General features: G+C 62.2%; 20 protein-coding genes. 6 read left to right on the forward strand and 14 right to left on the reverse strand.

Annotated features, from left to right (window positions below):
- Window positions 1–20: 20 nt before the first annotated feature.
- The 9 genes from AC07OJ_RS05700 to AC07OJ_RS05740 all read right to left on the reverse strand — a co-directional run bounded on the left by AC07OJ_RS05700 (window position 21) and on the right by AC07OJ_RS05740 (window position 12,009).
- Window positions 21–1,319, reverse strand: coding sequence for an acetyl-CoA C-acetyltransferase (locus AC07OJ_RS05700; protein ID WP_120448826.1), 1,299 nt, complete (start codon window positions 1,317–1,319; stop codon window positions 21–23).
- The gene (locus AC07OJ_RS05705) at window positions 1,312–2,202 is read right to left on the reverse strand and encodes a MaoC/PaaZ C-terminal domain-containing protein (protein ID WP_495094171.1); all 891 of its coding nucleotides are present in this window, start codon (window positions 2,200–2,202) and stop codon (window positions 1,312–1,314) included. The genes AC07OJ_RS05700 and AC07OJ_RS05705 overlap by 8 nt, the downstream gene beginning before the upstream one ends.
- A 3-nt stretch (window positions 2,203–2,205) precedes the next feature.
- Window positions 2,206–3,549: a 3-oxoacyl-ACP reductase gene (locus AC07OJ_RS05710; RefSeq protein ID WP_495094172.1), complete on the reverse strand. Its 1,344-nt coding sequence runs from the start codon at window positions 3,547–3,549 to the stop codon at window positions 2,206–2,208.
- 156 nt (window positions 3,550–3,705) lie between these two features.
- A complete protein-coding gene (locus AC07OJ_RS05715) occupies window positions 3,706–6,231 on the reverse strand; it encodes an acyl-CoA dehydrogenase (protein ID WP_495094173.1) in 2,526 nt (841 codons plus the stop codon).
- A gap of 281 nt (window positions 6,232–6,512) precedes the next feature.
- Window positions 6,513–7,946, reverse strand: coding sequence for an outer membrane protein transport protein (locus AC07OJ_RS05720; RefSeq protein WP_065907847.1), 1,434 nt, complete (start codon window positions 7,944–7,946; stop codon window positions 6,513–6,515).
- Between the two features lie 202 nt (window positions 7,947–8,148).
- The gene (praB, locus tag AC07OJ_RS05725; protein ID WP_083221472.1) at window positions 8,149–8,661 is read right to left on the reverse strand and encodes an alkane oxidation protein activator PraB; all 513 of its coding nucleotides are present in this window, start codon (window positions 8,659–8,661) and stop codon (window positions 8,149–8,151) included.
- Window positions 8,662–8,795: 134 nt separating this feature from the next.
- Entirely contained in the window at window positions 8,796–9,290 is a 495-nt protein-coding gene (praA, locus tag AC07OJ_RS05730) for an alkane oxidation protein activator PraA (protein ID WP_065907845.1), read from the reverse strand.
- Between the two features lie 133 nt (window positions 9,291–9,423).
- Window positions 9,424–10,704 carry an alkane 1-monooxygenase gene (locus tag AC07OJ_RS05735; protein WP_495094174.1) on the reverse strand — a complete coding sequence of 427 codons (1,281 nt, stop codon included), beginning with the start codon at window positions 10,702–10,704 and terminating at the stop codon, window positions 9,424–9,426.
- 306 nt (window positions 10,705–11,010) lie between these two features.
- Entirely contained in the window at window positions 11,011–12,009 is a 999-nt protein-coding gene (locus AC07OJ_RS05740; protein WP_106803608.1) for an alpha/beta fold hydrolase, read from the reverse strand.
- Between the two features lie 275 nt (window positions 12,010–12,284).
- On the opposite strand from AC07OJ_RS05740, the gene AC07OJ_RS05745 reads away from it, so the two are divergent.
- From AC07OJ_RS05745 to AC07OJ_RS05755, 3 genes are read left to right on the forward strand one after another with little or no spacing between them, the layout of a single operon-like run.
- Window positions 12,285–13,823, forward strand: coding sequence for a flavin-containing monooxygenase (locus AC07OJ_RS05745; protein ID WP_495094175.1), 1,539 nt, complete (start codon window positions 12,285–12,287; stop codon window positions 13,821–13,823).
- Entirely contained in the window at window positions 13,820–14,710 is an 891-nt protein-coding gene (locus AC07OJ_RS05750; RefSeq protein WP_495094176.1) for an SDR family NAD(P)-dependent oxidoreductase, read from the forward strand. The genes AC07OJ_RS05745 and AC07OJ_RS05750 overlap by 4 nt, the downstream gene beginning before the upstream one ends.
- A 15-nt stretch (window positions 14,711–14,725) precedes the next feature.
- Window positions 14,726–15,559 (forward strand): metal-dependent hydrolase, encoded by an 834-nt coding sequence (locus AC07OJ_RS05755; RefSeq protein WP_201144931.1) that lies wholly within the window; start codon window positions 14,726–14,728, stop codon window positions 15,557–15,559.
- Here AC07OJ_RS05755 and AC07OJ_RS05760 read toward each other — a convergent pair.
- Window positions 15,556–17,631, reverse strand: a complete 2,076-nt coding sequence (locus AC07OJ_RS05760; protein WP_065907831.1) for a PTS sugar transporter subunit IIC/EAL domain-containing protein — start codon at window positions 17,629–17,631, stop codon at window positions 15,556–15,558. The two genes, AC07OJ_RS05755 and AC07OJ_RS05760, sit on opposite strands and share 4 nt — an antisense overlap.
- A gap of 247 nt (window positions 17,632–17,878) precedes the next feature.
- Between AC07OJ_RS05760 and AC07OJ_RS05765 the strand changes: the two genes are divergently transcribed.
- The 3 genes from AC07OJ_RS05765 to AC07OJ_RS05775 all read left to right on the forward strand — a co-directional run bounded on the left by AC07OJ_RS05765 (window position 17,879) and on the right by AC07OJ_RS05775 (window position 19,903).
- Window positions 17,879–19,198: a serine hydrolase domain-containing protein gene (locus AC07OJ_RS05765; RefSeq protein WP_495094177.1), complete on the forward strand. Its 1,320-nt coding sequence runs from the start codon at window positions 17,879–17,881 to the stop codon at window positions 19,196–19,198.
- A 95-nt stretch (window positions 19,199–19,293) separates the two neighbouring features.
- On the forward strand, window positions 19,294–19,539 hold the full coding sequence (locus tag AC07OJ_RS05770; protein ID WP_106803602.1) for a hypothetical protein: 246 nt from the start codon (window positions 19,294–19,296) through the stop codon (window positions 19,537–19,539).
- A gap of 28 nt (window positions 19,540–19,567) precedes the next feature.
- A complete protein-coding gene (locus AC07OJ_RS05775) occupies window positions 19,568–19,903 on the forward strand; it encodes a DUF6388 family protein (RefSeq protein WP_065907827.1) in 336 nt (111 codons plus the stop codon).
- A gap of 1 nt (window position 19,904) precedes the next feature.
- On the opposite strand, the gene AC07OJ_RS05780 is transcribed toward AC07OJ_RS05775, so the two are convergent.
- The 4 genes from AC07OJ_RS05780 to icmH are packed head-to-tail and all read right to left on the reverse strand — an operon-like array spanning window position 19,905 to window position 25,695.
- Entirely contained in the window at window positions 19,905–20,747 is an 843-nt protein-coding gene (locus AC07OJ_RS05780; RefSeq protein WP_106803601.1) for a serine/threonine-protein kinase, read from the reverse strand.
- Complete coding sequence (locus AC07OJ_RS05785) at window positions 20,744–21,457, reverse strand: PP2C family protein-serine/threonine phosphatase (RefSeq protein ID WP_495094178.1); 714 nt, start codon at window positions 21,455–21,457, stop codon at window positions 20,744–20,746. The genes AC07OJ_RS05780 and AC07OJ_RS05785 overlap by 4 nt, the downstream gene beginning before the upstream one ends.
- Window positions 21,454–24,816, reverse strand: a complete 3,363-nt coding sequence (tssM, locus tag AC07OJ_RS05790) for a type VI secretion system membrane subunit TssM (protein ID WP_495094179.1) — start codon at window positions 24,814–24,816, stop codon at window positions 21,454–21,456. The genes AC07OJ_RS05785 and tssM overlap by 4 nt, the downstream gene beginning before the upstream one ends.
- Window positions 24,817–24,831: 15 nt before the next feature.
- Window positions 24,832–25,695 (reverse strand): type IVB secretion system protein IcmH/DotU, encoded by an 864-nt coding sequence (gene icmH / locus AC07OJ_RS05795; protein WP_495094180.1) that lies wholly within the window; start codon window positions 25,693–25,695, stop codon window positions 24,832–24,834.
- Between the last annotated feature and the right edge of the window lie 3 nt (window positions 25,696–25,698).

A 25,698-nucleotide genomic window follows, 5' to 3' on the forward strand; every position in this document is an offset into this window, starting at 1 on the left:
TGTTGTTGTTTTTGATAGAGCTACTTTTCGACGATGGCAGTAATGCCCAACCCGCCCGCCGCGCAGATCGAAATCAGGCCGCGACCGCCACCCCGCTCATGGATGGCCTTGGCCAGCGCAGCCAACTGCCGGCCACCGGTGGCGGCAAACGGGTGACCACAGCCCAGCGAGCCGCCGTTGACGTTCATTTTGCTGCGTTCGATCGGGCCGAGCGGAGCCTCCAAGCCTAGCCGCTCGCGGCAATAATCGGCGTCCTCCCAAGCCTTGAGCGTGCACAGCACCTGGGCGGCGAAGGCTTCGTGAATCTCGAAGAAGTCGAAGTCGGCAAAGCTCAGCCCTTCGCGCTTGAGCATGCGCGGCACTGCATAGGCCGGAGCCATCAGCAGGCCTTCGGTGCCGTCGACGAAATTCACCGCCGCCGTTTCGCCAGTGCGCAGGTAGGCCAGCACCGCCCAGCCATTGGCCGCCGCCCACTCTTCACTGGCCAGCAACACCACCGAGGCGCCATCGGTGAGCGGCGTGGAGTTGCCGGCCGTGAGCGTGCCGTTCTGCCGGTCATAGGCCGGGGACAGGCCGGCGAGCTTCTCCAGGCTCGCGTCGGCACGCAGGTTATTGTCGCGGGCCAGGCCGCGATGGGGGCTGATCAAGTCGTCGAAAAAGCCGCGTTTATAGGCAGCGTCCAGACGCTGGTGGCTGGTCAGGGTCAGTTCGTCCTGCGCCAGGCGCTTGATCTGCCAGCGCTTGGCCATTTCTTCGCAGTGCTCGCCCATCGACAAGCCCGTGCGCGGCTCACCGTTGCGGGGCAGCAGCGGCTTGAACAACATCGACGGGCGCACTTTCAGCAATGCCTTGAGCTTGTCGCCCATGCCCTTGGCGCGATTGGCCGCCAGCAGCGTGTGGCGCAGGGATTCGTTGATGCCGATGGGCGCATCGGAGGTGGTGTCAGCGCCGCCGGCGATGCCCACTTCGATCTGGCCCAGGGCAATCTTATTCGCCACCAGCAGCGCCGCTTCCAGGCCGGTGCCGCAGGCTTGTTGCACGTCGTAGGCCGGGGTTTGCGGCGACAGCGTGGTGGACAGCAACGACTCGCGCGCCAGGTTGAAATCGCGCGAATGCTTGATCACCGCGCCGGCGGCGAACTCGCCCAGGCGCTGGCCGTGCAGGTTGTAGCGGTCGACCAGGCCTTGCAGCGCCGCCACCAGCAAATCCTGATTGCTGTCATGCGCGTACACGGTGTTGGAGCGGGCAAACGGAATGCGGTTGCCGCCGATGATCGCCACGCGGCGGGTCGGAGCCGGGTTGAAGCTGTAGTCACTCATCTAAGGCTATCCAAATAAAGAGCCCACGCATATGGGGTTTGTCGCCGGCGGCATTGCGCACCTCGAATGCACGGCGCGGGCCGGTCACGGGGTGGCTCCACAGGGCGACCTGGCCGGGCAGGTAGATCTGCAGTTTGAAATCGCAATGGGCTTCGGCCTGGTCCAGGCCTCCCGGCGGTTGCTGGGCGGCGAGCGCTCGGCCAAGGGTCCACATGCCATGGGCGATGGCGCGGCGAAAACCGAAGATTTTCGCGCCGATCACCGAGGTGTGGATCGGGTTGAAATCCCCCGACACCTTGGCGAAACGTCGGCCCAGGTCGGCCGGCAATACCCAGCGTTGCGTGCGCAAAAGGCCCTCTTCCGGCAACTCCAGCGACTCGCCCCACGGCTCGCCGAGCGGGTTCTTCACGTCGCGGCGCAGGTACAGGCTGTCGCTTTCCCACACCAGCGCATCGGCACTGTAGGCACGAGTGGCGATGCTCAATGCCTGGCCCTTGGGGTGCGCGACCCAGCGCTCGGCGTACACCTCGATGCGCAACGCCTGGCCTGGGTGCAACCGCTGGTGCTGCCGAATGCGGTTGGCCAGGTGCACCATGCCGCTGGCCGGGTACGGGAAGCTCGGCCGGGTCAACAGCATCAGATGCAACGGGAACGCCAACACATGCGGGTAGGACAACGGCACCCCCTGCTCGTGACGAAAGCCACACGCACGGCCATAGCCGGCAATGCCGGTGGCGCTCAGCTCCACCGCCGGGCGCACCAGGCGCTCCTTGGGCAGCACCGGCACACCGTCGAGCTTGGGCTTGCGCAGGGCGCGCACGCCATCCAGCAGCAGGCGGGTGCGCGAGGGTGGCGGGTCGATGATCTGCGTCACGTAGTCCATGGCTCAGGCTCCCAGCAGGCTTTGCCCGCACACGCGTACGACCTGGCCATTGACGGCGCCGGATGCCGGGTGTGCCAGCCAGGCGATGGTCTCGGCCACATCGATCGGCTGGCCGCCCTGGGACATCGAGTTCATGCGCCGCCCCGCTTCGCGAATCATCAACGGGATTTTTGCGGTCATCTGGGTTTCGATAAACCCCGGCGCCACGGCATTCACCGTCACCTGTTGCGCCGCTGCCTGCCGGGCCAGGCCTTGCACCAGGCCAATCACGCCGGCCTTGGAGGTCGCGTAGTTGCTCTGCCCGAGGTTGCCGGCGATGCCGGAAATCGACGACACGCACACGATGCGCCCACCGGCGTTCAGGCCCTGGTGGTCGAGCAGCGCCTGGCTCAGTTGCAACGGCGCTTCGAGGTTGACCGCCAGCACACTGCGCCAGGCTGCCTCGGTCATCTTCGCGATGGTCTTGTCGCGGGTGATCCCGGCGTTATGCACCACCACATCGAAGGCGCCGTATTGGCTGATATGCGTCTGCAACAACGCGGAGGCATCGGCAGCGGTGATATCCAGCGGCAGGGCCGAGCCGCCGACACTGCTGGCGGCTTGCTGCAGCGCGTCGTGGGCCTGGGGCACGTCCACGCAGACCACATGGGCACCGTCACGCGCCAGCACTTGGGCGATGGCCAGGCCAATGCCACGCGACGCGCCGGTGACCAGCGCGCGGCGGCCGGCGAAGGGCTTGTCCCAATTGACCGTGACGTGACCGTCCACCGGGGCTTCCAGGCGCACCACTTGCCCGGACACATAGGCCGACCGGCGCGACAGGAAGAACCGCAGGCTGCTGTCCAGCGCCGCCTCGGCCCCCGGCGCCACGTACAGCAACTGCACGGTGATGGCCCGGCGCAACTCCTTGGCCAATGAGCGCACCAGGCCTTCGAGGGCGCGCTGCGCGATGGCCTGGGGCAAGTCGGCGCAATGTTCGGGCGCCGTGCCGAGCACCACCACGCGACCGTGCTGGCCGAGGCGCTTGGCGTTGGCGTGGAAGAATACATACAGCTCGTCGAGTTGCTGCAGGTCGGTCACGCCGCTGGCATCGAACACCGCGCCCTGCACTTTCACCGTGGACGGCGCCTTGAGCGTGGCCGCAGTGGCGGTGACCGTGTCGGTGTCGCCGAAAATGCGCTGCACTTCGTCGGCCAGGCGCCCTGCCCCGGCCAGGATCACCGGGTTGGCGAGGCCTTGCTGGCCGCTGCGATGGCGTTGCAACGGCAAGGGTTGGGGCAAACCGATGGCCCCGGCCAGGCGGCGGCCCCAAGGAGAACTGACGAACGCTAGATAGCTGTCACTCATAGATAGATCCACTCACAACACATTCCTGCCTTGTAAACCCGATCAATGTGGGAGCTGGCTTGCCTGCGATGGCAGCGGCTCGGCTTGACTGATAGACCGAGTCGCCTGCATCGCAGGCAAGCCTCCCCCACACTGAGCGTGTTCATTCAGTACCACTCAATTGACCGAGGCGTTTTCACCCTGGCTGGACTTGCGCTTTGCCGGCGGTTCCAGCGCTTGCTTGCGCTGTTGCAACGCCTCCAGCAAGCCGAAGTCCTGCGGGAAATCGTCCACCTGGATGCCGTGATCGGCGTATTCCACGTAGCGCCCCAGCAAGCTGTCTTCGTCGTCGCTGATCAGGTCCAGCGCCCGCGCCTTGACGCGCCAGGCGGTGAAGGCCGTGGCGGAGATCGGCATCGGCTCGATCAGCCCCTGCTTGACCGCAGGCTTGAGGCGAGCATCGATCAGCTCGACTTGCGGCAACAGGCGGAAGCCAAGTTCGCCGTAGGCCAGCTTGTCGATTTCCGGACGCGGGATGTAGGAATTGGCCAGCAGACGGTCGCGGGTTTCGCCGGGGGTCTGCACCACATCGGCCACCTGGGCCAGCAGGCGATCCGAGGGTTTGTGCAGGGGAATGCCGAACGGGAAACTCAAGCCTCGCACTACTGCGGCGGCGGCTTTCGACGGGTAGTTGTCGAGCACTTCGGCCAGCGCTTCATGGGCGCGCAACAACGCGTCCTGCGCCGCCCAATGCACCAGCGGCAAATCCGCCTGGGGCCGACCGTCGTCCTCGAAGCGCTTGAGTACGCAGGACAGGATGTACAGCTGCGAGAGAATATCGCCCAGGCGCCCGGTGATACTTTCCTTGCGCTTGAGGGCACCGCCCAGCACGCCCATGGAAATATCCGAGATCAGCGCCAGCACCACCGACAGGCGATTGGCCTGGCGATAGTAGGACGCCAACGCCGGGTCGGTCTTGGCCGGGGCGGAAATCAGCCGCCCGCCCGTAAGGGAATGCACCGCCGCACGCACGGTATTGGCCAACACAAAGCTGATATGGCCGAACATCGCGCTGTCGAAATCTTCCAGGGCCTTGCGCCGGTCCGGGTGGCGCGCCGCTTCCATCTCGCGGAACACATAAGGATGGCAGCGGATAAGGCCCTGGCCAAAGATGATCAGGCAGCGCGTCATGATGTTCGCGCCTTCCACCGTGATGGCGATGGGGCTCTGCTGGTAGGCGCGCGCCAGGAAGTTATTGGGCCCCATGCAGATGCCCTTGCCGGCGACGATGTCCATGCCGTCGTTGACGATAATCCGCGCCCGTTCGGTGACGTGGTACTTGGCGATGGCCGAGATCACCGACGGTTTCTCACCGGCGTCCAGGGACGCCACCGAGACCTTGCGCACCGCATCGCAGGCATACAAGTGCCCGGCCATGCGCGCCAACGGTGCCTGCACGCCTTCGAACTTGCCGATGGGCAGGCCGAACTGCTTGCGCATCGCCGCGTAGGCCGTGGTGCCGCGCACCGCGACCTTGCCCAGACCGACGTTGGCCGAAGGCAGGGAAATCGCGCGGCCGGCGGCCAGGCATTCCATCAACATGCGCCAGCCGTTACCGACTTGCTCGCGGCCACCGATCACCCATTCCAGTGGGATGAATACATCCTTGCCGGTGGTAGGACCGTTCTGGAACACCGCGTTGAGCGGCCAGTGGCGACGGCCACTGTTGACGCCTGGGTGCGACGTCGGGATCAGCGCGCAGGTGATGCCGAGCGAACCGGGAGCGCCCAACAGGCCTTCCGGGTCTTCGGCGCGAAACGCCAGGCCAAGCACCGTGGCGATCGGGCCCAGGGTGATGTAGCGCTTGTCCCAGGTCACGCGGAAACCCAGGACTTCCTCACCTTCATGCGTGCCTTTGCAGACGATGCCCAGGTCGGGAATCGCCCCGGCGTCCGAGCCGGCATACGGGCTGGTCAGCGCAAAGCACGGGATGTCTTCACCCCGCGCCAGGCGCGGCAGGTAGTAATTGCGTTGGGCATCGGTGCCGTAGTGCAACAGCAGCTCGGCCGGACCGAGGGAGTTGGGCACCATCACCGAGATCGCCGCCGCCGAGCAGCGCGTCGACAGCTTCATCACCACCTGCGAATGCGCATAGTGGGAGAAGCCTTTGCCACCGTACTGCTTGGGAATGATCATGCCGAGGAAGCCGGCGTCCTTGGTGTACTGCCAGCCTTCGGGCGACATGTCCTGCCAGACCTGGGTGGTTTCCCAGTCGTTCGCGATGTCACAGAGGGTTTCCACCTCATTGTCGAGGAAGGCTTGCTCCTCCGCGCTCAGGCTGGCCGGCGCGGCTTGCAGCAGGCGCTGCCAGTTAGGCTTGCCGCTGAACAGCTCGGCGTCCCACCACACGGTGCCGGACTCGATGGCCGCGCGTTCGGTGTCGGACATCGCCGGCATGATCGTACGAAACAGGCCGAGGGCCTTGCTGGTCAACAACGTGCGGCGTAGCGGTTTGAGGGTCATCAGCAACGCCGGTAACACCACCAGCACCGCCGCGACGGTGGCGCCGAACGCCGCCACCACGTTGAACAGGTAACCAATCGCCAACCAGACCAGGCCAGCGCCCAACCACAGGGTGGCAGCGGCTTGTCGATACGCCAGGGCAATCGCAGCTGCGAAACCCACCAATAACCAGATAACCATGGGATACCTCGACTCGATTCAGGGCGTGGTTTACGTGCGGAAGGTCGGATTGACCTGCGGCGTAAAGCCACACTACAAACTTGGAAAGCTAAATTCAAATTTTGTTTTGAAATTTTTATTTAATGCTTGGGCGAAAAAATTGGCGGCTGAATGGGTCAGCCTGATGGGTTGATGGGATCAGAAAATCGGAACGGGTCGCGTGGGCAACCCGTCGATAAGCGACTGCATGAAGAGGCAGCCTGATGAGCCAACTACGTCATGACGGCGTCACACCGTTTGGGTCAGAACCGATAGGTCGCTGACAGACTGACCACTTCTCCCTTGCCCTCGGATTTGCCATCAAGTCGCGATCCACCCAGGCGGTCTTGGTTTTGTGTCTTCAGTTTCACGTCCTGCACAAACTGCCGCGAGTAGGCCGCGTCAACGCTGAAACCAGGAATGGCTCTGACGTTGTAGCCAAACCCCAGCGAAGCGAAGATCCGGTCCCCGTCGGGGATACGCGGGTCACGTGTGGAGTTGCGTGTAGGGGTCTGGTCAAACGACACACCGCTGCGCAAGGTCAGGTCGTCGGTGAGCTTGTAATCGCCGCCGAAAGAGTACTGCCAGGCGTCGCGATACTTGTAGGGAATCGATACGATCAGGTTACCGTCCGATGTCAGCGTCAAAGCCTTGAAGGATGACCATTGAGTCCAGGTCGCACTGACGCCCAGGGTCAACCGTTCATTGACTTCATGCACCCAGTCAAAGGAAGCATTCGCCGGGATATCCAACTGAGTCTCGGCGTTGGCGCCGTCCGGTTGCAACCTCAAGCCGGGGTAAAGGACCCCCACCAGCGTCGTGCCATCGGGCAACGCAGGATCAGTCATCAGGCTTTTCAACGCTGCATCAGCCCGAATGTTGTATTTGCCCTCCATCTTGTTCTTGATTTTCGCGTGGTAGTTCAAACCCAGGGTGTCACGTTCGGTGGGTTTCCAGACGACGCCTGTGAACCAGCCCACGGACGTGTTATCGACCTTGACGCGCATCAATGCGTCGCCTACGCCTGACGGGAAAGGAATGCCCGCTGGCGAGGCAGCCGCCGCCCCCAGCAGGTCAATGTTCTGGCTGACGAAGCCCTTGCTGTGCTGGACGATCGCCCCCGCACCAATGGAGAACTGATCGTTGACCTTGAACGATAAAGAGCCGGTGAGCCCTACCGTTTCGATCTTGGTGTCGACGGCAAAATCACGCCCCTTCCAGTCCTGATCCCAGGTACTGCGCATACCCTGAGGCACTACTTGGCTCAGGCCGAAAGCGAAACGATCATTGATCGGTATAACCATGAAACCGGTAGGCAGCCAGGCGGTAAAACCACCCTCACCGCCGTCACCTTGAGAATAAGGCGTACCAAAAGACCCGTCCGGGTTCAGAGGTGTTTTTTCCAGAGGGTTACCATTGAGGTCATAGGCCTGACCTTTGTATTTGATATTGATGCGAGCATAGTCAACGGTGAACTGCGCAACGCTATGATCAATAAAAGCCATTGCTGCTGGGTTGTTGTAAGCCGCGCCTGGATCATCCTTGAACAGCGATCCCCCACCGAAGCCACGCCCCCAACCAGCGGCGCCCACGGTCGGAGTAGCAAAACCACCGGCCTGAGCTGGTACTGTTACCGCCATCCCACCCAACAACGCCAGCCCCAGCGCGACCTGCACTTGTAATTTCTTATTGTTCATGCGGCACTCCTTATTATTATCAACGGCCGACTCTGCGGAAGCGTCTTAAAAATGCTAGGCACTTGTTGAAGCACCTGCGCGTCATATCGCTGATACGTTTTTAAGATGCTGCGGGTGTCACGCCTTATTTACTTCAAACAGGTGCCTCTTTCGAGGCACCTGCCTACAGCGGGTGATCAGCCCCTGGTTCTAACCCAACGGGTTATTGAACAGTCAGGCCTGGTGCGTTAACAGTGAGCGATTGAATAGTGCAGTTGCCAGTTCCCTGACCAAGCAGGGTTTGATTGGTGGCGCCAAGAACGTGGGTGGATTGATTCCAGGTCACTGCAATGCCGGTAGGACCGCAGTCCGACCGAGGAATCAGCGGAGGAGCACCATTGATCACGTAGCCCACATTGGACAGAGTGCCGGCGGTGAGGCTAGTAGCGGTCAACACCCAGCCTGGGGTAGGCAGACTTTTCAGTTGCGCCAATGGGCACAGAATGCCGCCAGTGAAAGTAGCGTTTGAAATAGTCGCTACACCACCTGCAACAGTGCCGCTGGCAGTAAGGGTGCAAGTAACAGGGGCGGACGAAGACGGCGACAGTACGGTAATGCTGCCGGTCAAATTGGTGAACGGTCCATTAGGAACGATCGACGCCGCACTGGCCATCGAGGCTGCGCCGAAACTCAGAGCAAAGGACGTTGCACAAACGAGGGTTTTAAGGCTTTTCATTGTTTTTCCTCACATGTTATGGCGAATTCATTTCGCCAGGGGTAATGGCCATGAACGAGAGGTCACGGTGAAACAAAGCGGAACTTCCCTTTCCAGCCAAATCTCAATTCAATGACTGCTACAACAGTCCAGTGTTATTCCACAACTTTGAAGTTCGGCGGCATCTTGATCGACACTGTCTTGATCTTGCAGTCTTCGCCAATCGGCACATTGGCCGCCTCCAACTTGCCGGTGGCGTTATCCCAGGTGCCATCGGCGGTAGAAGGCCCGCACTTGCCGCCCAGGCCGAAGGCGTGGACATCTACGCTGATCTTCGACATGGAGCCACTCTTGGTGTCCTTGGCAATCAACACCCAGGGCAAGTTGGTGGCTTCGACACGGCTGCACTTGAGGCCGCCATCGAATTCAACTTTCTCGACATCCACCGATGACCCATCGGCCGCAACTTTGCCGGCCACCTTGATGGTGCAATCGGCGCTGATCAGCGCGCCCTTGGAAAAACTGATCGGGCCTTGGGCGGTAAAGGCACTGCCGGCCGGTTCGATGCGGGCGGCCTGGGCCTGGTGATAGGCGATAAGCCCCAGCGCGGCCAATACGATGTGGGTGGTGAACTTGGCAGGTGATTGCATGGTGTACGTCCTTCCCTTTAATTATTTTTGTTCGGGTCAAACAACTTACGTGCAACTCAATCGATAAACCTTGGGCGCAAGGGGCCTGCGCGGCACGCAGGCCCCGAGTACGCCAACAACATGTTACTTACACTTAGAACGGCGTAGCGCTGTTGCTGTACTTCTCCAGGTACTTCAACCGTTGTGAGGGCTGAAGGTTGGTCAGGAAAATATCCCCGGCGTAATGATTAAGAACGCGGTGGTCCATGCGACGGCGCCACAAGTACGGCACATACGCCCAGACAATCATGCTCGCATACCCATAGGGAAGTTGCGGCGACTCATCAAAGTGGCGCAACGACTGGTAACTGCGTGTCGGGTTGGCATGGTGATCAGAGTGCCGCTGAAGTTGGAACAGGAAGATATTGGTGACAATACGGTTACTGTTCCAGGAGTGCCGAGGCGAACAACGTTCATACCGGCCATTGGGCAACTTCTGGCGTTTAAGGCCGTAGTGTTCCACGTAGTTCACCACTTCCAGCAGGGAGAAGCCGTAGATGCCCTGGATGATCAGGAAGGGAATCACCGCCGCCCCGAGCCAGTAGATCATCGCCCCCCACAACACCACGCTGTACATCCAGGCACTGAGTACAGCGTTCTTCCAGTGCCAGGCCGGCAGGCCGAGTTTGCGCAGGCGCTCGCGCTCCAGGTTCCAGGCCGAGCGTGCGCTGAACCACACCGAGCGCGGCAGGAAGGCCCAGAAACTTTCACCCAGTCGCGAACTGGCCGGGTCTTCCGGTGTGGCGACACGCACGTGATGGCCACGGTTGTGTTCGGTGTAGAAGTGCCCGTAGAAGGTCGGCGCCAGGGTCACCTTGGCGAGAAACACCTCCAAAGCGTTGTGCTTGTGCCCCAGTTCATGGGCGGTATTGATCGCGATACCGGTTGCGGCACCGGTCGACATCGCCATGCCCAGGTAAGTGAACCAACTCGGTTCGCCATGCAGTTGAGTACGGGCGGTGATGTAGCTGGCGGCGTGGGACAGCCAGCTGGAAGGGTCCAGGTTCGCGGCAGCCTGCAACAGGCCACCCTGGATGATCCAGTCGATCCCGCCGGCGGCCAGCCACCCGGTGATCACCACCGACGAAATCACAAACAGCACGCCCGTATAGACGATCCAACGGTAGTAGCTTTGGGATTCGAGGTGGCCAACGGCTGATTCGGGCGGGTTGCTGACGTCTTCACCGAGCAGGCCGTCGATCAGTGGGATCAGGCCGAAGATCACCAGCACGCCGACCCACCACAGTTGCTGGATACCGGTGGTGATCGCCAGGGCGCCAGACAACAGCGGAGTGGCCAGCGGCATGATCCCCAGCCACCACAGGTGACGCTTGCCGTCGGTCCATACGCTTGGGGCTGCCAGTGTCTGATTCATGGCAGCCTCCGGATGAGACGGGTTGGCAGGGTTACAAAAAACAGGTTCAGGGAGCGATGGATGCTCCGGGAATTCAACCATGCGATAAAAGACGTTTTTTTCATTTTTATTCGCTCTTAGGCATTTCAAAAATCATTTCAAAATAAATATTGAAATATTTTTTTAAATAAATAGCGCGGAATCGATAGGTCGTCAACTACTTTTTCGAGGCCTTTTTTACGTGACTGAGCAGTCTCTTTTTCAGCCGTTTGGTCAGGTCTCTAGAGCAGGCATTCCGGACGTTCGAACCCGCAACGTGAGGCATGACTATTTGCTCGCCAACGCAAAGGACGGCTGCAGAATCGTCGCGGTTTCGCCGGGTCGCATGCGCTTGGCCAGGTGCTGCACCGCTTCGACCACACGCGCCGTGGCAGTGATCGGCAGCATATGGCCGCGGCCCTCCACTACCTGCATCTTCAAGCCCGGCACCTTGTCGGCGAGTGCCTGGCCGTGCTGGCGAAAGTCCAGCACCTTATCCCGGGCCCCGTAGATCAGGCTGATGGGCAGCGTCAGCTGCGGGTAGCGCTTGACCATGCCTGGCAGATAATCATTGACCAGCGCAATCTCGCTGGAGGCGGCGTAGAAATTGTCCGGGCGCATGCCCAGCAGCCCGCCGCCACGGGTGGCGAAATCCTCCGGGGCCGGGTCCGGCGCGAACACGCCCTTGACCACTGCACGGCGGGTCAGCAGGCCCATCGGCACGGTCAGGGTGTGCGACACCCAGCGACGCAGCCAGGCAGGGCGTACTGCCAGCGACCAGAACACCAGCGGCAAGGTCGGTTGGGGATGGGTCAGCGGCGCCACCAGGACCAGGCCTGATACGGCGTCGGGATGGTCGAGGGCCAGCGCCAGGGAAATCGCCCCGCCGAGGGAATGTCCCAGCACCAGGGGCTTATCCAGGCCCAGCGTGTTGATAAACGCCGCGACCTGTCGCGCCTGGGCCGGCAGGTCGGCAGCAGTGCCGGCATGACGGGTGGAATAACCTGACCCCGGACGATCGAGGGTGATCACCCGGAACTGCTCCCGCAACTGCCCGGACAAGGCATAGGTCAGGTTGCGACTGCTGCCCATCAGCCCGTGAATCATCACCAGCGGCGGGCCTTTACCCTCTTCTACATAATGAAAGCGCTCGCCGTTGACCTCCACGAAGCGCCCGTTGATCGGAACAGCGGCTTCAATACGCCGTGTCATCCAGGCACTGACGCCCCACAACAGCGCGCTCACGCCGATAAACACCGCCGCAGCAATCATCCATTCGACAGCCATAGCTCGGTCCTCTGCTTCCCTGCTGCCGGGAACCTGACCGGAATTGATCAGGCCTCGGCCTATCGTCCAACCCTGGACCTAAACTACGTGCAGACCCTGCTCGTCCGTCGGACAAGTCGCACATGAGGAGCCAGTGACTAGCGTAGGCGATATTTTCAGGTAGATTATTTAAAATCTTTTTTAAAATAAATAATTCAATTTTCCTTTGCAATGGTGTTCTATCTAAAAGACAAAACAAAAACAGGAGCACATCCGATGCCTACGAGGGCCTGCCTATGAATGCCCACAGTGATTTGATCGATATCGCCATCATCGGCTCAGGCTTTGCTGGCCTGTGCATGGCCATCAAGCTCAAGGAAGCCGGCTTCACCGACTTCTTTATCGCCGAGCAGGCCGAGACCCTCGGCGGCACCTGGCGAGACAACCACTACCCGGGCTGCGCCTGTGATGTGCAGTCGCACGTGTATTCGTTTTCGTTTGCGCCCAACCCGGACTGGACGCGGCAATTCGCGCCCCAAGCGGAAATCCGTGCTTACCTGGAACGCTGCGCCACGCGCTTCGAGCTCAAGCCCTACCTGCGCTTCGGCATGGGCCTGACACGCGCCGTATTCGATGAACAGCAGCAACGCTGGCAACTGAGCTTCAACGATGGTCGCCAGGTGAGTGCGCGGGTGCTGGTGTCGGGGATGGGCGGCTTGTCGCGCCCGGCATTGCCGGATATTCCAGGGCTGGAGAACTTCAAGGGCAAACGCTTTCATTCCCAGCAGTGGGACCACGACTACTCGCTGAAAGGCAAGCGCGTGGCGGTGATCGGCACCGGCGCCAGTGCCATTCAGTTTGTGCCGCAGATCGCGCCACAGGTGGCTCACCTGGACCTGTTCCAGCGCACGCCGCCGTGGATCATGCCCAAGCCTGACCGCGCAATTACCCCGTTCGAACGCTGGCTGTTCAAGCACCTGCCCTTCACCCAGCGCCTGGTGCGCGGCGCGTTTTACTGGGCCCTGGAAGGCCGCGTGGTCGGCTTTGCGTTGCATCCGCGGCTGATGAAAATGGTGCAGAAAATCGCCCTGCGCCACCTGCACAAACAAGTCGCCCGCCCTTCCCTGCGCAAGACGTTGACGCCTGACTACACCATCGGCTGCAAGCGCGTGCTGATCTCCAATGACTACTATCCGGCGTTGTCGCGCAGCAATGTCGAGGTGGTGACCGACGCCGTGGCACGCATCGAAGCCGACGGCGTGATCACTGCCGACGGCATCAAGCACCCGGCCGATTGCCTGATTTTCGGCACCGGCTTCCAGGCCACCGATCCCCTGCCCCGCGACTGCATCATTGGGCGTAACGGCGTGGACCTGATGGACACCTGGCACGACGGCGCCCACGCCTACAAAGGCACCACCGTGCCGGGCTATCCCAATCTGTTCCTGATTGTCGGGCCCAATACCGGCCTGGGACACAACTCGATGATCCTGATGATCGAGGCCCAGGTCACTTACATCCTCGACGCGCTTCGGCAGATGCAGCGCCATTGCATTGCCAGTGTGGACGTCAAGCCGGCGGTGGAAAGCGCCTACAACCAGCAACTGCAGGACAAGCTCAAGCGCACCATCTGGAACACCGGCGGATGCCGCAGCTGGTACCTCGACCCGCGCACCGGCAAGAACACCACCTTGTGGCCGGGTTCGACCTGGCGCTTCAAGCAGGTGACCCGCCAGTTTGCGCTCAAGGACTACGTGGCCAGCCTGGTGCCGATCAATGCGCCGACGCGTGCCGTCCAAGCGCCTCACTCCACTGCAGAAGGGAGCCTGTCATGAAGACCTTCAATGGCCGCGTGGCGGCAATTACTGGCGCCGCGTCCGGCATGGGCCGTGCCCTGGCCTTGGCCCTCGCACGGGAAGGCTGCCACCTGGCGCTGTCGGACAAAAACAGCGAAGGGCTGGAACAGACGCTGCAGATGATCAAGGCCTCGACCCTCTCACCCGTACACATCACCCTGCAGGTGCTGGATGTTGCCGACCGCCAGGCCATGCAGGATTGGGCCGCGCGCTGTGTGGCCGAACACGGCCAGGTCAACCTGGTGTTCAACAATGCCGGGGTGGCCTTGTCGAGTACTGTCGAGGGCGTCGACTACGCCGACCTGGAGTGGATCGTCGGCATCAATTTCTGGGGCGTGGTCCATGGCACCAAGGCGTTCCTGCCGTATTTGAAAGCGTCCGGCGAGGGCCACGTGATCAACACGTCCAGCGTGTTCGGCCTGTTCGCGCAGCCCGGCATGAGCGGCTACAACGCCACCAAGTTTGCGGTGCGCGGCTTTACCGAGTCCCTGCGCCAGGAGCTCGACATGCAGCGCTGCGGCGTCTCGGCCACCTGCGTGCACCCGGGCGGCATTCGCACCGATATCTGCCGCAGCAGCCGAATCGACGCGAACATGACCGGCTTTCTGATCCACAGCGAACAGCAGGCCCGCGCCGACTTCGAAAAGCTCTTCATCACTGACGCCGACCAGGCCGCCAAGGTGATCCTGCACGGCGTGCGCAAAAATAAACGCCGCGTGCTGATTGGCCGCGACGCGTACTTTCTCGACCTGCTCGCCCGCTGCCTGCCGGCGGCGTACCAGGCGCTGGTGGTGTTTGCCAGCCGGCGCATGGCGCCCAAGCCGCGCACGCCAGTGTTTGAAACCAACGACGAGCCCAGACTCTGAACAGGAGCACGCACCATGTTGCCGATCCGTCGCGATATTCATTTCGACCTGCCTGCCGAGCGCATCACCAACTGGCACGAACAGGGCCCGTTCATCACGCATTTCTTCAACGCCCTGTCGCTGCTGTTTCCCCAGGGCGAGCTGTTTTTCATGGACAGCGTGCGCCATTACCGCCAGCGCATCGATGATCCGCAACTGAAGAAAGAGATCCAGGGATTCATCGGCCAGGAGGCCATGCACAGCCGTGAACACGTGGCCTACAACGACTTGTTGCAAGCTGCAGGCCTGCCCGCACACACCCTGGACCGGCGCCTGAAATTCATCCTCGACCTGCAAAAGAAACACTTCGCGCCGTCGTTCAACCTGGCGATCACCATCGCGCTTGAACACTACACGGCGATGCTCGCGGAAATCCTGCTGAGCGACCCGTCACGCTTTGGCGACTCGCTCAAGGGCTACCAACAGATGTGGTACTGGCACGCGCTGGAAGAAACCGAGCACAAGGCCGTGGCCTTCGATGTGTGGAACCGCGTGATCAAGCCCGGCCCCAAACGCTACCTGCTGCGCACCGGCACCATGCTGACCACCACGGTGTTCTTCTGGCTGGTGGTGCTGGATTTCCACGTGCGCCTGCTGATTGCCGACCGCCAGTCCGTCGGATTCCTCAAGGGGTTCTGGCGCATGCTGAAGTTTCTCTACGGACCCAAGGGGGTTTTCCCACGGATGCTGGTGCCGTGGCTGCACTACTTCAAACCCGGCTTCCATCCCTGGGACCACGACAACCGCGCGCGCCTGGCGGCGATCGACGGCCTGGTCGAGGACATCGAACAGACCCGGCGCAGCTATTAAACCTTCGCCAGGTCCGCACGCTCGCGTACAAAGCCTTGCAACTGATCGCCGGGCAGCGCCTTGCTGAAATACCAGCCCTGGATGATCAATTCGGTGCCGCCGTTCAGGAAAGCCAACTGCTCGGCGGTTTCCACCCCCTCCACCACCACGCCCAGGTTCAGCGCCTCGCAAAAGCGCAGCATGCCGGTCATCACCTGGGCGCCCTTGGGGTCGTGCTGGGCGACCACGAAGCTGCGGTCGATCTTGATAAAGTCCACCGGGAACTGGTGCAGGTAGCTCAACGCCGAAAACCCGGTGCCAAAGTCGTCGATATACACCTTGGCGCCAATGGCCTGCAGCTTCTGGATGATCTGGCGGGTAGCCTGGATGTCCGAGACCAGCGCATCTTCGGTGATCTCCACCGAGACCTGGCCATGGGCCTGGGCCAGGATCTCCACCAGACGCTCGCCATAGGCGGCGTCGGTCAAGGTGGCGCTGGAAATATTGATGGTCATCGGCAACCCGAAGCCCAGCTTCTGCCACTTCTGGTATTGGCGCACCGCCTGCGACGCCACCCACATATCCACGTCCGGCATCAGCCGCGCCTGGGCCAGCCATTGCAGGAACTCCCACGGCGAATGCACGGTGCCCTGGGCGTCGCGCGCGCGCATCAACGCCTCGCAACCGGTGCACAGCCCGGTCCGGGTCGAGACCTGAGGCTGGAATTCCAGGTAGAACTCATAGTCGCTGATCTGCTGGATATGGCTCAGCTCGCTGGCCTGGCGCGCCAGGGTCCGGTGGGACGCCAATACCGGGTCCAGTTCGCGCAGCCGACCTTTTTCCTCCAGGCCACGGAAGGTCATGTCCAGGGACTTGAGGTAGACCGTGCCGCCTTCGGTGGCCTGGCGATGAATCGCCCGGACATACGGCGCGTACACCAGCGTGCCCAGGCCCAGCAGCGCGATTTGCAGCGCGACGGCCGCGACATCGCCGTGGGTGCTGAGGTAGGCGTTGAGCAGCACCGGTGCGGTGAACGGCACGCTCGCCACAGCCGGCGACACCCAGCCCATTTGCACCACCGTCAGCGCCACCGTCGCATTCAGCGCGGGCACAATCAAAAAGGGTATGAACAGGCGTGGGTTGAGAATGATCGGCAAGCCGAACAGCAGCACCTCGCTGACGTTGAACAGCGACAGCGGCACACTCGCCATCGCCACCAGGCGCATGGACTGGCTCTTGGAAAACAGCAGGATCGCCACCAGCAGGCACAACGCGCCACCGGAGCCGCCGATAAACGCAAAACAGCCCAGCAAGCCACCGTTCAGCACATACTTGATCGGCTCGCCCGCCGCCAACGCCGCACCGTTGAGGGCCACCGCCTGGTCGAGCACATTGAACAGCGGCTGCATGGCGTACACGCCGTGAATCCCGAAAAACCACAACAGCGAGTTCATCAGGGTCACGAATAAACCACTGCCGTAGGGCGACTCCAGTGCATCCAGCACTTGCGGCCCCTGGATCTGCGCGACGTAAGGAACCTGCAACAACAAGGACAGCACCACCACCAGCGCCAAGGCCGTGATCGCTCCGGGCAGCACCATGTTGATCGTGCCCCTGAGGTTGTGCCCGACCAGGTCTTCATTGACCAGGCGTGTCCAGCGGTAACGGTGCAGCCAGGCAATGGCCGGCACATTGAGCAGCGGCGAGGCGATGGCGATAAACAGCACGAACGTCGCCGAGGCCCGGGGGTATTCGCGCAGGATAAACGTCGCCACCACCACATGGGCGAGGCACAGGAATGCCACCGGCAATTGGGGCAGCCGATACTGGATCGCCAACATGTAGCCGATGGACGCACCGACCAGCAGCGGAATCACCGAACTGATCTGGTTGTGCAGCGCGGCCAGGAACGCCACCACTTGTGGGTCGAAGCCCAGCACACGGGCGAACTCGGACAGGATCAGAAAAGCTGCCGAGACCAGCAGGCACGGCAGGATCCACAACAACCCTTCGCGGATCGCGCGCAGCGACTCGGTACTGGCCAAGGCGGCCAGACGTTGGGTAAAGAAAAGTTTGAACAGCGTTTGCGCCATGACCCGTCCCTCTGCCCATCGCACCCTGCCCGTGGCTGGCAGGCCTGAAAACCCTGCGTTACGCTACACGTCCTGATGCCGGGAGCGAAAGGCTTTTGCCGCGGCACACGCAACATTCCCCGTTCACGCTGTCCGTTGGCGCTTGTCGGGTACGGTCAGTTAGCCCATCCTTTGCCCTGTCATTCTCGAACGGACTCGAGCCCAGGCCTTGCTCCGTGTGTCTTACCCGCGATCAAGGTGCCTGTTGATGCGACAAATCCTGCCCCTCATGACCGGCGCGCTGCTGGGTCTTTCAACCACCGTGGCCAACGCTGCCGAAGCCAGCTTTCCCGACGCCCAAGCCAGTGACCCGGCCCGCCTCCAGTGGATGGTCGGTGCTCCGCCACCGCCGGAGCGAACCCTGCGATTTGAAGATGGCAGCTATTTTCGCTTCCCGGCCATGCGCTGGAGCGTGGCGAACTTTCGTCAATTGATGCCCACGATCAATGTGTCCCGTGGGCTCGGTGCGAGCACGGCGTTGCCCCGGCGTCTTGACCCACGCATCGACGAACTGCGCGTCGTCCCCAATGGCGCCAGCCAAGCGTTGACCTGGCGCCAGAGCCTGGATGCCACCTACACCGATGGCATTGTTGTACTGCACCGCGGGGCCGTGGTGTACGAGCGCTATTTCGGCGTATTGAAAGAAGACGGGCAACATGCGGCAATGTCCGTGACCAAATCGGTGATCGGCACACTGGGCGCCATGCTCGTCGCCGAGGGCACCCTCGATGCGCAGGCAAAGGTCGCGACTTATGTGCCCGAACTGGCGAACTCCGCGTTCGGCAGTGCCACGCTGGAGCAGGTGCTGAACATGACTACGGCGCTGGACTACAGCGAAGACTATGCCGACCCCACCGCAGAGGTCTGGGCCCATGCCCAGGCGGGCAATCCGCTGCCCAAGCCCAAGGACTACGTCGGGCCGCGCAGCTACTTCGAGTTCCTGCAAACCGTCAGGCAGCGCGGCGAACATGGACAGGCGTTCGGCTACAAGACCGTCAACACCGACGTGCTCGGTTGGGTGATCGCACGTGCCACCGGCCGCAACGTTGCCCAACTGCTCAGCGAACGCATCTGGAGCCGCCTGGGCAGTGAACAGGATGCCTATTTCACCGTCGACTCCATCGGCACACCGTTCGCCGGTGGTGGCTTGAACGCCGGGCTGCGCGACATGGCGCGCTTTGGCGAGATGCTGCGTAACAACGGGCGCTACAACGGCGAGCAAATCGTGCCCGAGGCGGTGCTGAAAACGATTCGCCAGGGCGGCGACAAACAGGCTTTTGCCCAGGCAGGCTATAGTCAATTGAAAGGCTGGAGCTACCGCGCCATGTGGTGGGTCACCCACAACCCGGATGGCGCCTTCATGGCGCGCGGGGTCCATGGCCAGAGTATCTACATCGATCCTGCGGCCGAGATGGTGATTGTGCGGTTCGCCTCCCATCCGATCGCGGCCAATGCGGCCAATGACGCCGTCACGTTGCCGGCGTACGAGGCCATGGCGCGTTATCTGTTGGCACAGCCGAGGGCTTGATCTGCGCCAGTTCAGGGCTGCGGCGTCGGCGCTACACTCGACGTGCTGTTCCTCCCGAAGGAGCGGGAGTCCGATATCAAGGAGGTTCGCTCATCATGCAAGACAAACTTTTGCGTCCGTTACTGTTCAACGCCGTGCTTTGGCTGTGCGGCATCACACTATTGTTCACGGTCAGGGACATCATCGGACGGTTCAACGCCCCTATCGACGATGGCTTGCTGGACCTTGCCCTGGTGCTGGCCGCCTACGTGCTACTGTTTTTGCTGGAACCGATACGTTGCCGGATCAGCCGCCATATGCGAAAACACCTACAGCGCCGAGCCCGTCGTCACACGCACTAAACACTACCAGCCCCACAGGAGTACACCTTTGTCACCACCCGGCGATAACCACCAGCTTGCACTGGACAGATTCTTGAACGAACACCCGGACGTGGCCATGCAACTGGACACCCTCAACCCCTTGGCCGCCCAGGCCAAGGGCGAAACCCTGGCACAGTACCGAGCCGAACGGCTGCATGAAGCGTTCGAAGCAGAAGCCGAAAAACAAGGCCTGTTCGCCTGGGAGTTGACCCTCAAACTCACCAGCGACTCCAGCGAGGTCTTTGAAGCCCAGCGCCGCGAAGTGCACAAGGAGGTCGCGCAAATGGCCGGGCTGAGTTGGCACGAGTACTGCCAATTGCATGACTTTCCACCGGAGCCTTGAACTAGAGGAACCAGCGCCGCCGAGGGCCAGCCAGCGCCTCGCGCAACTCGGCGATGCTCACGTTCCGCTGCTCCGGATCGGCCGCCAGGGCTGAACGCAGCGCCGGCCAACAGTGCCTGGGCAAACGTCGTGGCCGTGGCAGCTGCTGATCAAGCTGGCGCCCGCCGAGGCGCTGCCCCTGGGCCAAGTCATACAGCACACATGCAGCGCCATACAGATCGGTACGGGTCGACAGTGCGCCACCGGCCATCAGTTCCGGCGCCGCATACGCCGGTGTCCAGGCGTTCAAGCGGCCCCGGCTCAAGCCCGGCAGCCCCGCCGCTTCCTGCGCTTCGGCGTAACCCAGGCCGAAATCGAACAAGCGCAGCCCCTGCTCTCCCAGCATGATATTGGCGGGTTTCACATCGCCATGCAGGATGCCTTGCCGATGGCTGCAGGCGAGCGCGTCGAGCAGTTGCAAGGCCAGGGGCTGCAGTTCATGCCACGGCAATCCTTGCAAGCAGCCCTTGAGCACACGATCCAGGGTCATGCCCTGCATCAGCTCCATGGTGAAGAATGCCAGCTGATGGACCGTGTCGACCTCGAAAGCGAACGCCCGCACCACGTGGTCATGCCGCACGCTGCGGGTCAGGGCGAATTCGCTGTAGAGCAACACATGGGCATCGGAAGACGCGGACAATGTCTCGCCCAACACCTTCAGCGCGATGCCGGCGCTGGGCTCGCCAAACGCCTCATGCAGCAGGTCGCGGGCACGATAGACCACGCCCATGCCCCCACTGCCGAGTATGCGCTCCAGTTGATAACGCCCCGCCAGCAGATTCGGCAAGGCTGCAGCGACGCTCATGGCTGGATCACCACAGCGGTGAGGTCATCCCGCGCCGGCCCGCGCAACACGTCGGTGAACAAGCGCTCCACCACTTGCCAGGGGGCGTCCAGGCTCATGGCGCTGCCAAGTTGACCATGGCTGAGCCCTTGGTAGAGCCCATCGCTGCACAACAAAAACACATCGCCTGGGCGCGTGCGCAGTTCCAGGACCTCCAGGCTCAGCGGTCGGCGCGCGCCAATCGCACGGGTCAAGGCCCTGGCGCTCGGATGGGCCTGGGCCTGTTCCAGGCTCAGTTGCTGCGTGTCCATCAACTGCTGTTGCAGCGAGTGGTCACGCGACAATTGGTACAGGCGCTGCCCACGCCACAGGTAGCAGCGGCTGTCCCCGGCCCAGATGCAGGCCGCACGGCTGGTTTCAAGCAGCAAGGCGACCACCGTACTGCCAACGATGCCCGGTTGCGCAAGCGCCTGGCCCAGATGACTGTCGAGGCCGCGCAGGCAAACCCGGATCGCATCGATGCGTTGCTCGAAAGAGCCACCCTCAGGCAACGCCGCCAGGCTACTGATCACCCGCTGGCTGGCCACGTCCCCCGACTGGTGGCCGCCCATTCCATCCGCCACCGCCCAACAACCGGCCTGCGGTGCATCGAGAAACGCGTCCTCGTTGCGCGGGCGCGCCTTGCCTTGCAGGGTACGCCCGGCGCTGCGCCAGGCCGGTCGTTGGCTCACAATTGCTCCGGCAAGCGGAAGGTGCGCCAGGCCGCCATCTGGAACGGGCTGGGATTGCGCTGGCTGGTCAGCAGGTAATTGGCACGCAGGCCGGCAAGGTCGGCCTTGATGATCTGCGCTTCCCTGCCGCTGGCCGGCTCACTCTGCATCAGATCGAACAGGCGAAACAGCGACCAGTCCCCGTTGTTCTTTTCAATCCCCAGTGGCCGTTGCGCACCGCGCTCCAGCACCAGGCTGCTGCGCCGATTGTCCGCCTCGCCAGGCCAATGAAAGGCCATCGGCACGATCGGACCATGACGGTATTCCAACTGCTGCTCACCCACCTGCAGGATCGCCCGACTCACCGCCTGGTCCAGGCTATAGGGCGCCAGGGTGAATCGAACCGCCCACTCCCCCTGCTCCTCGGTGAAAAAACCCTGGCGAATGATCTGGGCCTTGTTGAGTTGCTCCAGCAGTGAACGCGACATCGGCAGGCTGCGCCCATCCACGCTTCGCAAGCGAAAACGCGCGCCCTCGACGCTGACGAAAGGCCGCAGGTAGCCCTCATGGAAGCGCGCCATAGCCCCCCGCGGTTTGAAAAACTCCTGGAAATCGCCCAAGGCAACATCACTGCCGGCATGCGCATTGAACGGGTATCGACGCTGGATCGCCTTGGCGTAAAAGGCGTAAACCTCACTGTGGTAACGCTGGTTCACGTGCCGATACGCGTCATCGAGCAGGTGACGCCAGGTCTGGTCAGCAATGCCTTCGACCCAGCCCTTGAGCGGCAACGGCAGGCGCGTAGCGGCATCGCGCAGGTTGCTCAACAGCGGCTGCTGCCCCTCTATGCGTTGCTTGACCAGTTTGAACGCGGCCTGCTCCGGCGAGCTTTCCCGGTTCAGCGCCGACAGTTGCAGGTGTAATTCATCGAGCAGGCGCAATGCCTGTGTGAGCTTGGCGCCTGGATTTTGCGTTTCATCAAGCAGTTGATGCAAAGGTTCGAAGCGACGCTGTAGCGCGCGCCGGGCGGCATCGGGGATGACCTGCGCGAGCAAGGCGCCAGGCACTGCCACACCTGCTGCGCCCGCCTGCTGGCCGATCGCCTCAAGCCGTTCATGGATCGGCAACAGCTGAGTGTTTTCACGGACCTGCTGCAACAGCTGGACCCATGCAGACTGGGCTGATGTGAGGCTTGCAAGCTGGTCGGCCATTTGCCTCAGGTCGTCGCTTTCCTGCAGCCGGATGCGGCTGAGGGCCTGGCTCCAGGCATCGGCATACTCACTGAAGTAGCGCTGCTCCAACGCCAGCATCAAGCTGCGCAAATCCATGGGACTGAGGTCGGTGCCCTCTCCGAGCACCCAGTTGTCCTGGGCGATTGCATTCACCAGCCGGGGGCCCTGCTTCTCGAAATACTGCAGGTATCTCTTGGTGTAGAAGCCGGGGATGGGCGGCTCCAGTGGGGAGAACACCGGACTCTCGGCCAACCGGTAAGGTTCGAGGTTGCTGGCCTGCTCGCGCAATGTCCGGTAGACCACGTCTGCCAGCGACTCACCGCGCAATACCTGGCGCGCCTGAGCGACGAGCGCCTCGTTCACGGGCACTGCGAACGGTTGCTCCAGCAACCGCGCAAAGTGCTCATTCAACCGCGTCTGCACTGACATATCCCCGGCATAACGCGCAGACCACAGGCCAGCCAGATGCTCGGTCAACCAGCGGGTGTCGCGCCGCTCGCGCAGATTGAGCATCAGGTACGCGCGCAGGGTCTCCAGCAGTCGTTCACGCTCGCCAAGGCTGTTCTGCAACTGCTCCTCCAGCAGGCGGCTCACCTGCGGCAGCAGTTGCTGAAGCAGGGTTTGCTCATAAGCGTTGGCCAACACCGGCCGACTCACCTGCCCCTGGTACAACCCAGCCCGATCCACCCAGCGCACCTCTGCCAACGGGGCAAACACCCGCGTCGCCGCCAGGCGATTGTCCAGCAGCGCCAGCAATACCAGGGTCTCGTCTGCACCGGGTGGCGTGGGTGGCGCAGGCTTGAGCAGCTCCGGCAGTTGCGCCAAACGTTGATGGTTGAACGAATAACTGTGCCCCCACAACACCGCCGCAGCGCCGAGGACCAACGCTGCCGTCAACGCCAGCAATCCTTGGCGTCGTCGCAGGCGATGCCGCTCCGGAGCCTGCAGCCCGGCAAGGTCGGCCCCGGCAAAAATCACGCGGTTGAACAGGGCTTGGACAAAATGCGCGCGCACCTCACTCGTCTTTGCACAGGTCAGGTAGAACCCATGCAACCCATTGATACGCTGGTAGCGATGAGCGGTAAACGCCGCCTCGACGAACAGGCACAAGCGCTCGCCGAGACGGGCAGCCTGCCGTGGGAAATCGAGAATCAGGCCACGTCGCTCGATGTTTCGCTCCTGGTGCAAACGCGGGATCAACTCCGCCCCAAGGCGTTGCAACAGTGCCTCGAACGCGACTCTCACCTGGGCGATCTCCACGCCGGCCCCGTCGGTCTCCAGGCGCCCGCCGAAGACGTCCTCCGGGCCGTCGCTTTGCAGCACATCAAAGAATTCGGCAAAGCCCGCCAACCGGTCGGCCTGGGTCAACACCAGGTAAACCGGCACATCCACGTGCAAGCTTTGCTGGATGTCCTGCAGGCGGCTATGCACATGACGCGCCTGCATTTCCAGATCATGCTCATTGCTGCCCAGCAACGTGTCCACCGACAACGTCACCACCACGCCATTGAGCGGCCGCGGCCTGCGCCGTGCCTTCAGCAGATCCAGCAATGTCGACCATCCGGCCGCATCCACTGAAGGGTCAGGCTGCGTCAGGTAGCGGCCGGCAGTCTCCACCAGCACCGCTTCGTCGGCGAAATACCAATCACAGCAGGAGGTTGCCCCCAGAGGGGCCGGCCCGGTTCGATCAAGCGGACCTTGCAGACCACTGGCGGCCAGCAAGTGGGTCTTGCCGCTGCCCTGTTGACCGATCAGCAAATACCAGGGCAACTCGCTGCGCCAACGCTCGCTGCGCTCACCGTAGCGGCGGGTGCTTTTCAGTGTCTGCAGCGCCTCCTTGAAGCGTCCGCGCACCTGCTGGCGTTCATTGCTGATCAGCCCTTGGTGCTGATGCTTCGCCTGGTGCGCCGGCTGGTTGAGCCGCGCCGACCGGCGCGCATCCACCAACACCATTGCCAGCCCCCACAGCAGGAACAAGCCACTGATGGTCAGCAGGCGCGCCGTCGCACTGTGCCAGAAACGATAGTCATCGACGGCCAGCAATGGCCCGAAGCACCACACCAGCAGCGCGCCGGCGAACACCAGCAACAGGCTCCAGACCCAGATTTTGCGCAGCACCCTGCCCGCGCCCTTGAAGAATGCGTTCATTCCTTGCTCCCAGCGTTACAAGGGCGTTCGAGCCTGAGCCGACGCCAACAGTTGAAGAGGTTGCAGCACCGTCATGCGTTCCTTGCCCAGTACCCAGGCAAAACCCAGGTACATCGCCAGCACTGCGGCCAACCCTACGGTCACGACCGCAGGGGTAGAGAGCATGCGTATTCGAGAATGGCGGCCCTGCGCTGCACCGGACGGTGCCGCCATCGAGGGACGATCACCCCGCACATGCTTGATCTGTCGGTACAAGGCATCCCTCACCGAATCGAGCTGGGCCCCGCCTCGCTCCATGACACGGTATTTGCCTTCAAAGCCGATCGACAGGCAGAGGTACATCAACTCCAGCATCGCCACGTGCTTGAAGGGATCACGCGACAGCCGCTCAAGCAGCTGGAAAAATTTCTCGCCGCCAAACGTTTCATTGTGAAAGCGACTCAACAGGCTTATCCGCGGCCACTCACTGCGACTGCCCCACGCCGTGGTGACCACCGCCTCGTCAATCACACTGCACAACACATAACGCGCCGACATCACCTGGCCCGCCTCGCCGCCCTGTTGCAAGGCATGCGCCTCAAACATCGCCACGCCGGATGACAGCCGCTCATTGAGGGCCTGCAGGTTTTCACGCCCGGCGCTGGCCTTGAGCTGTACCACCTGCGACAGCAGTTCCCACGCCGCCGCCAGCAACGCATTGGGGCCCATATTGAAGCGCTGGGCCTCCTGCAGGCGGGCGGTGTAGATCATCCGGTCTTCCAGTTGCTCGAAGCGCGGTGGCGAGGGAGCATCCGTCAACGGCCCCTGCGCCGGTCCGACCCCGTCGCGATCAAGCAGCACGGTTTTCTCATCCTGCGCGTATTCACTTTCCCTGTTCATGGC

The organism is Pseudomonas sp. GW821-FHT09C08 (genome assembly GCF_059418125.1).